We start from the raw sequence: 13,972 nt of genomic DNA on the forward strand, positions 1-13,972 counted from the left end.
GAGGTGGACCTGCCCGGGCTGCTGTTCACCCCGGGCAGGTAAGGCTCACCTTAGCTGATGCCGTGCCGCAGGTCGCGCCCGATGCCGCCGTCCGTGGGGCCGCTGCCCGTGCTGCCGCTGCTCGTGGGGCCGCCGTCCGTGGGGCCGCCGTCCGTGCGGCCGGCGCGCGGGGCGCCGGCGTCCTGGGGGCCGGGCTGCGCCGGGACCTGGGCCAGCCGCCGCGCCAGCCACACCGGCACCCCGCCGAGCGCCTGCACCAGCCGGGACGCCTCGGCCCGCAGCCGCTCCGCCTCGGCCGGGTCGGACACCTCCGCCAGCGAGGCCAGCGCCGGGGCCACCCCCACCGTGAAGCCCAGTTCCTCGCGCAGCCGCAGCGAGGCCGTGAACCCCGCGCGCGCCCGCTCCCGGTCGCCCGCCGCCCGGGCCAGGCCCGCCAGGTGCCGCCAGGTCGAGGAGCGCAGCAGGTCGTCCCCCCGCTCCCGGGCCCCCTCGTGCGCCCGGGCGTACGCGCTGTGCGCCGCCACCGGGTCGTGCAGCAGGTTCTCCGCGACCAGCCCCCGGCGGAAGTCCAGCAGCGGACGGCCCGGTGCCTTCGGCGCCAGCAGCGCGGAGGTCCGCCCCAGCGCGGCCTGCGCCTCGTCCAGCCGGTCCCGCCGGCCCAGCACGCTCGCCACGTACGCCAGGAACCCCCGGGCGCAGGACGCCGCCGCGCGCGCCTCGATGCCCGCGACCGAGGCTTCGGCGTGCCGCAGCGCGTCCTCCGCGCGCTCCCAGTGGTCCGCGGTGAACAGGCACTGCTCGATCAGGAGTTCCGCCCGCTGGAGCGCCGCCGTCGGGTCCCGCCCGGCCTGCGGGCGGAGCAGGTCCGCGGCCTCCTGCCAGCAGCCGCGCGACCGCAGCCGCCAGACGACGTCCGCCATGCCCCCCGGGGCAGTACCGTGCACCGACAACGCCACCTCCTTGTGCGCGCCATGCAACGTCCCGCCGGCCCGAGGGCCCGCGTCGTGGCGGCAATTCAACACGCGCGGGAGCTTGTGCACCAGATCACGAGCGCGGGGAAATCCGGAACGGCCCGATCCGGACGGTGGTCGTCGGGGACGTGCGACGGCGGCCCGCCGGAGGTCCGGCGGGCCGCCGTCAGGGGCGTCCCCGGTGGCGCGCGGCGGGGCCGCGCGGGCGCGGCGTCAGGACGTCCAGCCGGTCTCCATCAGCGCCTCGGCGGCGCCGTTCGACGGCTGCGGGATGCCCGCCGCGTCCAGCGTGAACAGCGCCACCAGCAGCTGCTCGCCGCGCACCACGGTCTGCCGGGAGTACCCCGAGACGGTGAACATGGCGGCCGCGACGTCCTCGCTGTGGAGCGTTTCCAGCCACAGGCACTCCACCGCCTTCACGTCGGCGGGCTCCGTCCAGGTGTCCACCCGGGCCACCATCCGGCTGCCCAGCAGGGTGGTCGAGTCGCGCTCCTGACCGGGCGTCAGCTCCAGGTCGCAGAAGCCCAGCCACTGCAGGTACCGGGCCGCCGTCAGCACCGCGTCCTGCGGCGTGCGCACCGGCTGCGGCCGGAACGGTTGGCGCAGCGCCCGGGCCGCGCCCGAGCCGGCCGCCAGCGGGCCCGGCGCCTGGGCGGGCGGGGCCGGCGGCACCGCGGTGGTGTACGGACGGGCGCTCTCCACCGGCCGGCTCGACCGCGCGTCGGTGCTCTGCAGCCGCGGCACCCGGTCCACCGGCAGCCGGACCGTCGCCCCGCAGTCGCAGGTGAACTCCGGCTGCGGCCACTGGTCGCTGCGCCCGCAGTGCGGACAGCGCATGTTCAGCCAGGAGTCCTCCCAGGACCGGAACCTGACCTGCACCGGCACCCCGCCGCGCAGCAGCGGCACCCGCAGCTGCGCCCCGCACGGGCACGGCAGGCTCGGCGGCTCGTACCGGTGCTCCGCCCGGCAGGCCGGGCAGCGCAACTGGCTCGCCCCCGACGGCGAACCGGGGGAGAAACCGGTGGGTACCGCGTCCGCGGTGGCGTCGGCGGCATCCTCGGGCAGCGGCATGGCGGTCACCGTCCGTTCGGGTCGACTGGGAGGGAGGTCCTTCCATCCTGGCCGATCGGGGGCCCGGCCGCCGCGGAATGAGGGATTCCTACAACGGAGTTGAGGTGGCGGAAAGGTGAGCGAACGGTTGCGCGCCGGGGGCGTGCGCGGTCGCACGGGACGCCGGTGCCGGGCGGGGCGCGAGAGCCCCGACAGGACTCGATGACGGCACGTCAACTTGCTTGCTACGGAAGGAAAATACGCGACGGTTCTCCGGCACCGGCGGCTTCCCGGGCCGGCCGCGGACGGACGTCAGCCGATGCCCCACCGGGTCAGGTCCTCCGGGGTGTCCAGGTCGTCCGGAGTGCCCGCGCCGGTGCAGTCGACCAGCGCCACCGGGCGGCCCGCCAGCAGGGCCCGGGCGCCCGCGTCGCCGGTCGCGGTGGCGCGCAGGAACGGGAAGTGCGCGGCACCGATCAGCACCGGGTGGGCCCGGCGCCCGGCGTAGGCGCAGGCGGCCAGGTCCGTGCGGGCGGTGTGCGCGGAACGCAGCCGGCGCACCGCCTCCGCCGTCACGCCCGGGGTGTCCACCAGGAGGACGAGGGCGGCGGTGGTCCCCGGCGGCAGCGCGGCCAGGCCGGCGAGCAGCGAGGAGGCCATTCCGGTGCGCCAGTCGGGATTGTCGACCAGTCGACGATCCCGGGCCACGGTCGGGGCCCGCGGCTCGATCCGGGCCCGCACCTCCGCGGCCGCCGCGCCCAGCACCGCCACCGCCCCGTCGCAGCCGCCGTCCGCCGCCACCGCCAGCACGTGCTCCAGCAGCGGGCGCCCCCGGTAGGGCAGCAGCGCCTTCGGTCGGCCGCCCAGCCGGGAGCCGCCGCCCGCCGCCAGCACCAGGGCCGCGACCCGCAGTGCCGCCCGGCCACCGTCCGCGTCCGTACCGTCACCCGTCGCGCCGCCAGTCATGCGGACAGTCTGCCGCCCCGCCCCGCCCCGCCGCCTTGGACGATCCGACAGGCCGGGCCCGCCGCCCGTCCGCCGCTCCCGGCCGTTCCGTCCCTGGACCGGGCCCCGGCCGTCCCCGTTCACTGGGCCCCATGGCACCGCGCACCCCAGACACCCCCACCGGCGCACCCGCACCGCTCGTCGACCGGTACGGCCGGGTCCACACCGACCTGCGGATCTCCCTCACCGACCGGTGCAACCTGCGCTGCACCTACTGCATGCCCGCCGAGGGGCTCGACTGGCTGCCGCGCGACCAGGCGCTCACCGACGACGAACTGCTCCGGCTGGCCCGGATCGCCGTCCACCGCCTCGGCGTCCGCACCCTGCGCCTCACCGGCGGCGAACCGCTGCTGCGCCGCGGCCTGCCCGCGCTCGTCGCCCGGCTCGCGGAACTCGGCGCGGAACTCTCACTGACCACCAACGGCATCGGACTCGCCCGCAGCGCCCCCGAGTTGAAGCGGGCCGGACTGCACCGGGTGAACGTCAGCCTGGACACCCTGCGCCCCGAACGGTACGCGGCGCTCACCCGCCGCGACCGGCTCGCCGACGTCCTGGCCGGGCTGGCCGCCGCGCAGGACGCCGGACTGGCACCGGTCAAGGTCAACGCGGTGCCGGTGCGCGGCGTCAACGAGGACGAACTCGTCGACCTGGTCCAGTTCGCGGTCGACCACGGCTACCGGATGCGCTTCATCGAGTCGATGCCGCTGGACGCCCAGGGCGCCTGGGACCGGGCCGCGATGCTCACCGCCGACGAGATCCTCGCCGTCCTCGCCGCCCGCTGGCCGCTCGTCCCGGCCGGCCGGCCCGGCAACGCGCCCGCCGAGGAGTGGCGGCTGGACGGCACCCCGCACGTGGTCGGCGTGATCGCCTCCGTCACCCGCCCGTTCTGCGGCGGCTGCGACCGCGTCCGGCTCACCGCCGACGGGCAACTGCGCAACTGCCTGTTCGCGACCGCCGAGTCCGACCTGCGGGCGCTGCTGCGCGGCGACGCCGACGACGAACGGATCGAACGGGCCTGGCGGGACTGCGTCGCCCGCAAGGGCCCCGGGCACCGGATCGGCGACGCCGACTTCGTCCGGCCGGACCGGCCGATGTCCGCGATCGGCGGCTGAGGGCCGCAGGGGCCGGAGGACCGGTGCGGCGTAGGATCGCGGGCGTACGGCGGGCACCTGAGGGGGAGGGGATTTCCCATGGCGGACATCGGCACGACGGACATCAGGCAGTACCTGCGCGGCCTCGCGGTCTTCGCCGGGGAACTGCCCGAGTTCGATCCGGACGCGGCACCGGAACGGCCCGAGACGCTGTTCGTCGACTGGCTGGTCGAGGCGGTGGACGCCGGGGTCCGGGAGCCGCACGCGATGACGCTCTCCACCGTCGGCGCCGACGGCACCCCCTCGGCGCGGGTGCTGCTGCTGAAGAACGTGGACCGGCACGGGTGGCAGTTCGCCGCCGGGGCCGCCAGCCCCAAGGGGCGGGACCTGGCCGCGAACCCGGTGGCGGCGCTCTCCTTCTACTGGCCGCAGCAGGCCCGGCAGATCCGGATCACCGGCACCGTCGCACCGGAACCGGCGGAGCGCAGCGCGGCCGACTTCCTGGCCCGCTCGCCCGGGGCGCGCGCCGAGGCGCTGGCCGGGCGGCAGAGCAGCCCGCTCCAGGACGTGCGGGAGCTCGAACGGGCCACCGAGCTGGCGCTGGAGCGGATCGAGCGGGAACCCGGCCTGGTCGTGCCCGAGTGGACGCTCTACACCGTCCGCGCCGAACGGGTCGAGTTCTGGCAGGCCGACAAGCAGCGCAGGCACACCCGGCTGCGCTACGAGCGCGAGGGCGAGGACTGGACGCGCGGGCGGCTGTGGCCCTGAGCGGATCCGGCGCGGCCCGGTGATCGCTGGGCTGCGGTTCGTGGCGGAGGGAGTGCATGGCGGGGGCGGGGTTTGCCCGCTTTGTGAGGCGGGTCGTGCCGGGCCCCGGCCGGCTTGACCAGGTGGATCGGGGACTGGTCTGCTGGTGGGCCGTCAGAGTCGCCCAGCCGCAGAGGAACACCGTGCGCTCCCGCCGTACCGCCGCCATAGCCGTCCTGTTGCTCGGTCCGCTCGCCCTCGCCGGGTGCACCAGCGCGCCGAAGGGGGGTGGGGGCGGTGGCGCCTCGGGGGCGGCCTCGCAGGGGACGAACCCGCTGCAGAACCCGGACGGGACCAAGCCCGGCCTGGCTCCGGTCAGCGGCGACGCGGACAAGAAGGCCGGGCGGGACCTGATCGCCAAGGTGAAGACCGCCGACGCCGGCCCGAAGACCGGCTACGACCGCGACCAGTTCGGGCCGCCGTGGACCGACAACGTGGACGGCGTGCCGCTGGGCCACAACAACTGCGGGACGCGCGACGACGTGCTGGCCCGGGACGGCAAGGGCGTCGAGCACAAGGACGGCTCCGCCTGCGTGGTCACCGGCATGACCATCTGGGACCCGTACACCGGCAAGACCGTGCAGTGGACCAAGCAGCAGGCGTCGAAGATCCAGATCGACCACGTGATGCCGCTCTCCTACGACTGGCAGCAGGGCGCCGCCCAGTGGGACAAGGCCAAGCGGGTGCAGATCGCCAACGACCCGCTCAACCTGATCCCCGCCGACGGCTCGCAGAACGCCTCGAAGGGCGACTCCGGCCCGGCGACCTGGCTGCCCGCCAACACCGCCGTGCACTGCTCGTACGCGATCCGGTGGGCGCAGGTCTCGCTGAAGTACCAGCTGCCGGTGACGCCCGCCGACAAGAAGACGATGCTCGCGCTGTGCGGCGGCTGAGCCGGGGCCGGTAGGACGCGGAACGGCCCGGGGCCGTCCGGGGCTCCCGGGAGGGGAGTCCGGACGGCCCCGGGGCCGTTCGAGCGGGGCCGGTGGGTCAGCTGCTCGTCTTGGGGCTCGCCGTCAGGTCGTACATGGTGGTGGTGCCGACGGTCTTGGCGGTGTAGGTGGACTCCACCCAGGAGGAGATCTCCGAGGAGTAGTTGGAGCCGCCCATGCTGCCGCCGCCCATCCCGCCGCCGCCGATGAACCAGTGCACCTTGCCCTCCTTGACCAGCTGCTTGAAGCCGTCGAGGGAGAGCGACGGGTCGCTGCCGTTGAAGCCGCCCAGGGCCATCACCGGCTCGCCGCTGGCGAGCTGGTAGCTGGCCTGGTTCTGCGAGCCGACCGCGGCCGCGACCCAGGTGTACTGGTCGGCGTCCTGCTTGAGCAGGTCGGCCACCTCGGAGGAGACCAGGGCGCCGTTGAGCAGGCCGCCCATGCCGCCGAAGCCGCCCGCGCCGCCGCGGCCGGTGCGGCCGTCCTCGCCGGTGGTGCCGCCCGGGAAGCCCGGGAAGGTGCCGCCGTTGCTGCCGGTGCCGGTGCCGCCGGGGAGGCCGGGCATGCCGTTGCTGTTGCCGGTGCCGCCGTTGCCGGTGCCGCCCGGGAAGTTCGGCATGCCGTTGCCGGTACCGCCGTTGCTGCCGGTGCCGCCGTTGCCGCCGGGGAAGTTGGGCATTGTGCCGTTGGTGCCGCCGCCCGGGAAGCCCGGGAAGTTGCCGCCGCGGCCGCCACCGCCGCCGGGGAAGCCGCCCCGGCCGCCGAAGCCGCCGCTCTGGACGGCCGGTCCGGCGGTGACGATGGAGCCGCTGTGGCCGGTGGAGACGGTGTCGAGGGCGTAGGCGGTGGGGCCGGCCAGGCCGGTGGCGAGGGCGGCGAGGCCCGCGGCGGTGGCGATCCGGCGGCCGGTGAGGCCGGCGATCCGGCTGGAGAAGAGCAGGGCGAGGGTGGCGAGGACGCCGACGACCAGCACCGCGTTGCCCAGCCACGGCACGAAGTCGGTGCTGCGGCCCAGCAGTTGGCGCGCCCACCAGGCGGTGACCAGGACGGTCACGGCGAGCACCGCGGCGTACGGCAGGTGGTGGCGGGCCTTCCACAGGCCGTCCGCGCCCATGCCGACCAGGGCGGCGACCGCCGGGACGAGGGCCACCGTGTAGTACTGGTGGAAGATGCCGGACATGAAACTGAAGGTCAGCGCGGTGGAGAGCAGCCAGCCGCCCCAGACCAGGAAGGCGATCCGGGCCGAGTCGGTGCGCGGGTAGCGGCGGGTCGCCCACAGGCCGAAGACCAGCAGGATCAGCGCGGCGGGCATCAGCCAGGCGATCTGCCCGCCGATGTCGCCGTCGAACAGCCGGGTGAGGCCGGTGCTGCCCCACATGCCGCCGCCACCGCCGCCGCCCATCCGGCCGCCACCGCCGCCGCCGACCGAGCCGGTCTCGTCGCCGGTGATCCGGCCGAAGCCGTTGTAGCCGAAGGTCAGCGAGAGGAAGGAGTTGTCCTGCGAGCCGCCGATGTACGGGCGGGCCGAGGCGGGCATCAGCTCGACGACCGCGACCCACCAGCCGCCGGCCACCACCATCGCGACGGTGCCGTACAGCAGTTGGAGGAAGCGCCGGCGCAGGGCGGTGGGCGCGCAGACCAGGTACACCAGGGCGAACGCGGGCAGCACCAGGAACGCCTGCAGGGTCTTGGCGAGGAACGCCAGGCCGAGCATCGTGCCGACGAACACCAGCCAGCGGGTGGAGGCCGTCTCGGTGGCCCGGACGACGCCGTACGCGGCCAGCGTGAGCAGCAGCACCAGCGCCGCGTCCGGGTTGTTGAACCGGAACATCAGCGCCGCGACCGGGGTCAGCGCCAGCGCGGCGCCCGCGACCAGGCCGCCGAGCGCGGAGAAGCGGCGGCGCACCGTCGCGTACACGGTGGCGACGGTGCCGACGCCCATCAGGACCTGCGGGGCCAGCACGCTGAACGAGCTGAGGCCGAGGATCCGGGCGGAGAGCGCCATCGGCCACAGCGCCAGCGGCGGCTTGTCGACGGTGATGAAGTTCGCCGAGTCCGAGGACCCGAAGAACATCGCCTTCCAGCTGACCGAGCCGGCCTGCACGGCGGCCGAGTAGAAGGAGTTCGCCCAGCCGGAGGCGGTCAGGTTCCAGAAGTACATCACCGCCGTCGCCAGCAGCAGGCCGAGGAAGGCCGGACGCACCCAGCGCGGGTCGTCCTCGCGGCCCCGCCAGGTGCGGGCGGGCAGCGTGCGCAGCCGGCCGGCCCAGGAGGCCCGGCCTTTGGGGCCGACGGGCGGCAGCGCGACGGGCGGCAGTGCGACGGGCGGCAGCGCCCGGGGGGCGGGTGCGGGGGTCTCGGCGCCCTCCCTGGGGCGGGCCCAGCGCTCGATCCACTGCCGGTCCAGCACCCGGCGCTCGTCGGCCTCGCCGACCAGTTCCTCGGACTGGTTGAAGTCCCCGTCGGCGGCCTGCAGGGCCCACAGGTGGACGGCGACGCCGTGCTCCTTGGCGGAGGCGACGCCGGGCAGCAGGTCCCCGTCGCCGGTGACCAGCACCACGTCGGCGCAGGCGTGGTTGCGGGCGAGTTCGCTGAGTTCGGCGTGCATCGCCGCGTCCACGCCCTTCTGCACCCAGCGGCCCTCGGCCTTGGTCAGCGCGCCGAGCCGGACGGTGACCCGGGGCAGCACCCGCAGTCGGCGGTGCTCGGGGGCGGGGCGGCGGTCGACGGCCGCGTCGAACCAGTAGATCCGCAGCAGCGGCAGGCCGGTCTCGGCCTCGGCGCGTTCGCGCAGGGCGGCGATCAGCACCGGGTGGTCGACGGCGATCCGGGGGCGGCCGGGATCCCCCGCGAGCAGGCTGGCGGCCGCGCCCAGCAGGTAGCCCGCGTCGACCAGGACGACGCAGCGGTCCATCTCCGGCACCTCCTCCTCGGCCCGGCCCGGCGGTGAGGGCTCCGCCCGGTGGCCCGGCGACCGTTGGGCACACCTTTACCCTCCGTTCGCCCGCCGAACCGCGCCCGTCCCGCCCGTCCCGCCCGCCGGACCGGGCCGGGCCGGGCCGCTGGCGGTCGACCCTGGATACTGGGACACCGTGCGGAAAAGTGCGGTGGCGTTGTGCGCGGTGGCGACGGTCGGGGCGGTCGCCGTCGTCCTGGTGCCCGCGACCGCCCCGGAGTCCTCCAGCGGGGACGTCGAGCTGCTGTCCGTCTCGGTGGACGGCGGCCGGACGGTCGAGCTGGGCCCGGACGGGACCCGCACGGTGACGGTGGAGGTGACCGCGCGCGACGACTCGGGGATCCGCTCGGTCGACCCGGTCGGCCTGTGGGGGCCCAACTACGCGGCCCTGAAGGTCGGCCGGATGACCTGCGCGCCGCTCGACCCGGCCGGGACGACGGCCCGGTGCAGCGGCACGGCGACCGTCTCGGCGACCGCCCGGGCGCTCTTCGACGACCAGGCCGGCAGCTGGTTCGTCGACCTGCGGATCCGCGCCAACGACGGCGACCGCTACCTGTCGAAGAACGCGGCCGGCTTCTCGCTCAAGCACGCCGCCGGGTTCGACCGGGCCGCGGCCCCGCCCCGGGCGGCCCCCGGCGAAGCGGTCACCGTCCGGGCCCGGCTGCGGCGCGCCGAGTGGGACGGCAACACCGACGTGCCGCAGCAGGGCACCCTCGCCTACCTGCAGTTCCGTCCGGACGGCGGCGACACCTGGGCCACCCTGGCGGTGGCAGGCACGGACGCCGGGGGCGAGCTGGCGCTGAACGTGCCCGCCCGGCGGCCGGGGACGTACCAGTGGTACGCGCCGGGCGACAAGTGGACGGCGGCCGCGCTGTCGGCGGAGCTGCCGGTGGCGGTCGACGGGCAGTCGGCGCACCCGGGCCAGTGAGCGCCCCCGGACGGCGCGACGGGCCCCCGGGCGGAAGCACCCGGGGGCCCGTCCGCGCGGGTCAGGCGCGCAGCTCGGCCGCGACCAGCTCGGCGATCTGCACGGCGTTGAGCGCCGCGCCCTTGCGCAGGTTGTCGTTGGACAGGAACAGCGACAGGCCGTGCTCGACGGTCTCGTCGGTGCGGATCCGGCCGACGTAGCTCGGGTCCTGGCCGGCCGCCTGCAGCGGGGTCGGGATGTCGGTCAGCGCGACGCCGGGGGCGTCGGCCAGCAGCTCGGTGGCCCGCTCGGGGCTGATCGGGCGGGCGAAGCGGGCGTTGACCTGCAGCGAGTGGCCGGTGAAGACCGGGACGCGCACGCAGGTGCCGGAGACCTTGAGCTCGGGGATGCCGAGGATCTTGCGGCTCTCGTGGCGGAGCTTCTGCTCCTCGTCGGTCTCGTTGCTGCCGTCGTCGACGATCGACCCGGCGAGCGGGACGACGTTGAAGGCGATCGGGCGCTGGTAGACGCCGGGCGCCGGGTACTCGACGGCGGCGCCGTCGTGGACGAGCGCGGCGGCCCCGTCTACGACCTTGCGGGCCTGCTCGTGCAGCTCGGAGACGCCGGCCAGGCCGGAGCCGGAGACCGCCTGGTAGGTGGAGACCACCAGGGTGACCAGCTCGGACTCCTCGTGCAGCGGGCGCAGCACGGGCATCGCGGCCATGGTGGTGCAGTTCGGGTTGGCGATGATGCCCTTGGGGCGCTCGGTGATCGCGTCGGGGTTGACCTCGGCGACGACCAGCGGGACCTCGGGGTCGCGGCGCCAGGCGGAGGAGTTGTCGATGACGACGGCTCCGGCGGCGGCGACCTTGGGGGCCAGCTCCTTGGAGGTGGCGCCGCCCGCCGAGAAGATCACGATGTCCAGGCCGCTGTAGTCGGCCGTGGCGGCGTCCTCGACGGTGACCTCGGTGTCCTTCCAGGGCAGGGTGCGCCCCGCCGAGCGGGCCGAGGCGAACAGCCGCAGCTGCTCGACCGGGAAGTTCCGTTCCGCCAGGATCTCGCGGACCACGCCGCCGACCTGACCGGTGGCACCTACGATGCCGATCCTCATCCGTCTCTCCTCCTGCTACCGGTTGTGCCGGTTGTCCCGGCCCATCATGCCTTGTCAGAGCGGGTTTCGGCGGGGGTGTCCCAAAGCGTGAACGCTTGCCGTCCGCGGCGGAAATCCCTCCTGCGCAGGCCCTTCCCCGCCGGAAATCCTGCGTGCGATCCGGCTCTTCCCGGGTGTCCCCGGGGGCGGCCGCTCAGGCGTCCCCGAGGTCGTGCGCGAGCAGCGGCAGCCGCACCGCGGGCGTCGGGATGCGTCCGGCGCGGTGCAGCAGCGCCTTGAGCGCGGTCGGGTTGGGGCCGGCGAAGGCGGTCCGGGAGAGCGCGGCGAGTTCGGCGCCGAGCTTGCGGGCGAGCGCGGCGTCGCCGTCCTGCCAGGCCCGGTGCAGGGCGACGAAGCGGGCGGTCTCCAGGTGCGCGGAGGCCAGCACGCCGCCGTCCGCGCCGAGGGCCAGCAGCGGGGAGAGGAACAGGTCGTCGCCGGCCAGCACGCCGCGCGGTCCGGCGGCCAGCAGGGCGACCGTCTCCTCGTCGATGCCGCCGGGCGCGTACTTGATCCCGGCCACGGCGGGCAGCGCGAGCAGGTCGAGCAGGGTGTCGGCGCCGAGCCGCTGCCCGGTGCGGTACGGGATGTGGTAGATCATCAGCGGCAGCGGGCTGGCCGCGGCCAGGACCCGGAAGTGGGCCAGCACCCCGGCCTCGCCGGGGCGGACGAAGCCGGGGACGGCGACCAGCGCGGCGTCGGCCCGGCCGGCCAGCGCGGCCAGCGCCCCGGCGGTGCGGGCGGTGCCGCCGTGGCCGGCGCCGACGGTGAGCACGGCGCCGTGGGCGTCGGTGGCGCGGCGGCAGACCTCGATCACCGCGTCCTGTTCGGCGTCGGTCAGCGAGCCGGGTTCGCCGGTGGTGCCGAGGGCGACCAGGCCGGCCGCGCCGGCTTCCAGGCTGTCGTGGGCGAGCCGCTCCAGGGCGTCGAGGGCGAGCGCGCCGTCGGCGTCGAAGGGCGTGACCAGCGGGACGTGGATGCCGTGGAGTTCCATGCGGGAAGCCTGCCGGGCGGCGACCGTGCAGGTCCAGTTCACATTGCCGATGCTTCTCGTAAGCTGGGCCGATGCTCGATGTGCGAAGGCTGCGGTTGCTGCGCGAACTGGCCCACCAGGGGACGATCGCGGCGGTCGCGGAGGCGTTGTCGTTCAGCCCTTCGGCGGTGTCCCAGCAGCTGTCGGTGCTGGAGCGGGAGGCGGGGGTGCCGCTGCTGGAGCGGACCGGGCGGCGGGTGGCGCTGACCCCGGCGGGGCGGAACCTGGTGCGGCACACCGAGGCGGTGCTGGAGCTGTTGGAGCGGGCGGACGCCGAGCTGGCGCGCGCCCGGACCGGGCCGGCCGGGCCGCTGCGGATCGGCGCCTACCCGTCCGCGGTGCGCGCCCTGCTGCCCGCGGCGCTGGCCGAGCTGGCCTCCCGGCACCCGGAGCTGGAGGCGATGGTCAGCGAGGTGGACCCGGCGGCGGTGGCGGCCGCGCTGCGCGCGGGCGAGCTGGACGCGGCGCTGGTGCACGAGTACGACCTGGTGCCGGGCGAGCCGGAGGACGGGATCGCGCTGACCGGCCCGGTGTTCGCCGAGCCGCTGTACCTGGCGGCCCGCTCGGCGGGCGCCCTGGCCGGGCACCGGGACAGCCCGTGGATCACCTCCCCGCCCGGGACGCTCTGCCACACGATGGTCCAACGGGTGTGCCAGTCCGCCGGGTTCGGCCCGCGGGTGCGCCACCGGGTGGACGACTTCGCCGCCCAGCTGGCCCTGGTCGCGGTCGGCCAGGGGGTGGCGCTGGTGCCGCACCTGGGCATCGGCGACTGCCCGCCGGGCGTGGTGCTGACCCGGTTGCCGCTGTACCGGCGCACCCGCACCGCGTTCCGGGCCGGCGGCGCCGCCCACCCGGCGGTGGCGGCCTTCGCGGCGGCCCTGCACGCGGCGGTGCCCGCCGAACTCCGTTCGGCCTGACCTTCCCGCCGTTCACGGACGGTCGCTAGCCTTCCGGCATGCATCAGTTGAACGAGCAGCAGGAACAGCCGGGCCGGTTCGGCGCGGACGCCACGGTGGAGGTCCGGGCCGAGGGCGTGGGCCGGGTGCGCACCGAGTACGCGCCGGACCACGACGGCGACCCGGACCCGGGCGAGATCGTCTGGACGTGGGTGCCGTACGAGGAGAACGACGGGCGGGGCAAGGACCGGCCGGTGCTGGTGGTGGCCCGGGAGGCGGGCGGTTCGCTGCTGACGGTGATGCTGTCCAGCAAGGGCCACGACGACGACCGGGACTGGGTGCCGCTGGGCGCGGGGCCGTGGGACCGCAGCGGGCGGGACTCCTGGGTGGCGCTGGACCGGGTGTTCCGGGTCCGCGACGGCGGGATGCGGCGCGAGGCGTGCGCGCTGGACCGGGCCCGGTTCCAGCTGGTGGTCGACGCGCTGCGGCACCGCTACCGCTGGCAGTGAGCGGGCCGGGGCCGGGTCGGGCCGGGTAACGATTGTCGGATCGTTCTTCCCCGGTCCGCCCGCTGCCGGTACAACGGCTCCAGGAATCCACACAGTTGAGCTGGAGTCGCCCGCATGAGCAGCAGCACCCCTCCCGGCTACGGGTCTCCGCAGGACCCGTACGGCCAGTACCCGCAAGGCGCTGGGCTTCCGGGCTGGCTCGCCCGGACCCCGCCCGGCGTGCAGCCCGCTCCGGGCACCCGGGTGCTGGCCGCGCCGCTGGACCGCTTCCTGGCCCGCCTGATCGACCTCGCGGTCCTGCTCGTCCCCGCCGTCCTCCTGTTCGTCGTCGTGGGCGGCTTCCTCTACACCCTGCTCGGCGTGGTCGTCGTGGTCGGCTACGAGGCCGCCATGCTGCTGACCCAGCACGGCCAGACCGTCGGCAAGAAGGCCATGCGGCTCCGCGTGGTCAGCGCGGCCCACGGCGGCCGTCCGACCGACACCGAGCTGTTGACCCGGGCCGGCGTCTACGGCGGCCCGAGCCTGATTCCGGTCGTCGGCAACCTGTTCTCGCTGGTCAACTGCCTGTCCCTGCTGTGGGACAAGCCGCTGCAGCAGTGCTTCCACGACAAGGCCGCCAAGACCCTGGTGGTCAAGGAGGGCTGACCCGGCCGCGCGGGCGGGGC

Annotated in this window: 13 protein-coding genes; 7 read left to right on the top strand and 6 right to left on the bottom strand. The window is 75.6% G+C overall.

The features are described 5' to 3' along the window. Nucleotides 1–50: 50 nt before the first annotated feature. From ACWEO5_RS01885 to ACWEO5_RS01895, 3 genes are all read right to left on the bottom strand, one after another. Nucleotides 51–920: a hypothetical protein gene (locus ACWEO5_RS01885; RefSeq protein ID WP_452159175.1), complete on the bottom strand. Its 870-nt coding sequence runs from the start codon at nt 918–920 to the stop codon at nt 51–53. A 264-nt stretch (nt 921–1,184) separates the two neighbouring features. Beyond that, entirely contained in the window at nt 1,185–2,042 is an 858-nt protein-coding gene (locus tag ACWEO5_RS01890) for a hypothetical protein (RefSeq protein ID WP_452159177.1), read from the bottom strand. Nucleotides 2,043–2,333: 291 nt separating this feature from the next. Beyond that, a complete protein-coding gene (locus ACWEO5_RS01895) occupies nt 2,334–2,987 on the bottom strand; it encodes a nucleotidyltransferase family protein (protein WP_452159179.1) in 654 nt (217 codons plus the stop codon). Nucleotides 2,988–3,118: 131 nt separating this feature from the next. Here ACWEO5_RS01895 and moaA point away from each other — a divergent pair, with 131 nt between their 5' ends. From moaA to ACWEO5_RS01910, 3 genes are all read left to right on the top strand, one after another. Further along, entirely contained in the window at nt 3,119–4,138 is a 1,020-nt protein-coding gene (gene moaA, locus ACWEO5_RS01900; protein WP_452159181.1) for a GTP 3',8-cyclase MoaA, read from the top strand. Nucleotides 4,139–4,216: 78 nt separating this feature from the next. Then, nucleotides 4,217–4,885 carry a pyridoxine/pyridoxamine 5'-phosphate oxidase gene (locus tag ACWEO5_RS01905; protein ID WP_452159183.1) on the top strand — a complete coding sequence of 223 codons (669 nt, stop codon included), beginning with the start codon at nt 4,217–4,219 and terminating at the stop codon, nt 4,883–4,885. Between the two features lie 182 nt (nt 4,886–5,067). Beyond that, the gene (locus ACWEO5_RS01910) at nt 5,068–5,817 is read left to right on the top strand and encodes an HNH endonuclease family protein (protein WP_452159185.1); all 750 of its coding nucleotides are present in this window, start codon (nt 5,068–5,070) and stop codon (nt 5,815–5,817) included. A 97-nt stretch (nt 5,818–5,914) separates the two neighbouring features. Here the strand turns inward: ACWEO5_RS01910 and ACWEO5_RS01915 are convergent, their stop codons facing one another. Continuing rightward, nucleotides 5,915–8,770, bottom strand: coding sequence for a glycosyltransferase family 39 protein (locus ACWEO5_RS01915; RefSeq protein WP_452159187.1), 2,856 nt, complete (start codon nt 8,768–8,770; stop codon nt 5,915–5,917). Between the two features lie 178 nt (nt 8,771–8,948). On the opposite strand from ACWEO5_RS01915, the gene ACWEO5_RS01920 reads away from it, so the two are divergent. Then, on the top strand, nt 8,949–9,740 hold the full coding sequence (locus ACWEO5_RS01920) for a hypothetical protein (protein WP_452159189.1): 792 nt from the start codon (nt 8,949–8,951) through the stop codon (nt 9,738–9,740). 61 nt (nt 9,741–9,801) lie between these two features. On the opposite strand, the gene ACWEO5_RS01925 is transcribed toward ACWEO5_RS01920, so the two are convergent. Together ACWEO5_RS01925 and ACWEO5_RS01930 are read right to left on the bottom strand one after the other, a co-directional pair. Next, the gene (locus tag ACWEO5_RS01925) at nt 9,802–10,830 is read right to left on the bottom strand and encodes an aspartate-semialdehyde dehydrogenase (RefSeq protein WP_452159191.1); all 1,029 of its coding nucleotides are present in this window, start codon (nt 10,828–10,830) and stop codon (nt 9,802–9,804) included. Nucleotides 10,831–11,023: 193 nt separating this feature from the next. Beyond that, nucleotides 11,024–11,863, bottom strand: a complete 840-nt coding sequence (locus tag ACWEO5_RS01930) for a dihydrodipicolinate synthase family protein (protein ID WP_452159193.1) — start codon at nt 11,861–11,863, stop codon at nt 11,024–11,026. A 71-nt stretch (nt 11,864–11,934) separates the two neighbouring features. On the opposite strand from ACWEO5_RS01930, the gene ACWEO5_RS01935 reads away from it, so the two are divergent. From ACWEO5_RS01935 to ACWEO5_RS01945, 3 genes are all read left to right on the top strand, one after another. Further along, a complete protein-coding gene (locus ACWEO5_RS01935) occupies nt 11,935–12,819 on the top strand; it encodes a LysR family transcriptional regulator (RefSeq protein ID WP_452159195.1) in 885 nt (294 codons plus the stop codon). Nucleotides 12,820–12,857: 38 nt separating this feature from the next. After that, a complete protein-coding gene (locus tag ACWEO5_RS01940; RefSeq protein WP_344559219.1) occupies nt 12,858–13,307 on the top strand; it encodes a type II toxin-antitoxin system PemK/MazF family toxin in 450 nt (149 codons plus the stop codon). 114 nt (nt 13,308–13,421) lie between these two features. Next, a complete protein-coding gene (locus tag ACWEO5_RS01945; RefSeq protein ID WP_452159196.1) occupies nt 13,422–13,952 on the top strand; it encodes an RDD family protein in 531 nt (176 codons plus the stop codon). Nucleotides 13,953–13,972: the final 20 nt, after the last annotated feature.

This window comes from Kitasatospora sp. NPDC004272 (assembly GCF_053603035.1).

Bases quoted from the DNA above. Each gene is read 5' to 3' on its own strand.
- ACWEO5_RS01885 (WP_452159175.1), bottom strand. From the start codon at position 920: ATGGCGGACGTCGTCTGGCGGCTGCGGTCGCGCGGCTGCTGGCAGGAG.
- ACWEO5_RS01890 (WP_452159177.1), bottom strand. From the start codon at position 2,042: ATGCCGCTGCCCGAGGATGCCGCCGACGCCACCGCGGACGCGGTACCC.
- ACWEO5_RS01895 (WP_452159179.1), bottom strand. From the start codon at position 2,987: ATGACTGGCGGCGCGACGGGTGACGGTACGGACGCGGACGGTGGCCGG.
- moaA (WP_452159181.1), top strand. From the start codon at position 3,119: ATGGCACCGCGCACCCCAGACACCCCCACCGGCGCACCCGCACCGCTC.
- ACWEO5_RS01905 (WP_452159183.1), top strand. From the start codon at position 4,217: ATGGCGGACATCGGCACGACGGACATCAGGCAGTACCTGCGCGGCCTC.
- ACWEO5_RS01915 (WP_452159187.1), bottom strand. From the start codon at position 8,770: ATGGACCGCTGCGTCGTCCTGGTCGACGCGGGCTACCTGCTGGGCGCG.
- ACWEO5_RS01925 (WP_452159191.1), bottom strand. From the start codon at position 10,830: ATGAGGATCGGCATCGTAGGTGCCACCGGTCAGGTCGGCGGCGTGGTC.
- ACWEO5_RS01930 (WP_452159193.1), bottom strand. From the start codon at position 11,863: ATGGAACTCCACGGCATCCACGTCCCGCTGGTCACGCCCTTCGACGCC.
- ACWEO5_RS01935 (WP_452159195.1), top strand. From the start codon at position 11,935: ATGCTCGATGTGCGAAGGCTGCGGTTGCTGCGCGAACTGGCCCACCAG.
- ACWEO5_RS01940 (WP_344559219.1), top strand. From the start codon at position 12,858: ATGCATCAGTTGAACGAGCAGCAGGAACAGCCGGGCCGGTTCGGCGCG.
- ACWEO5_RS01945 (WP_452159196.1), top strand. From the start codon at position 13,422: ATGAGCAGCAGCACCCCTCCCGGCTACGGGTCTCCGCAGGACCCGTAC.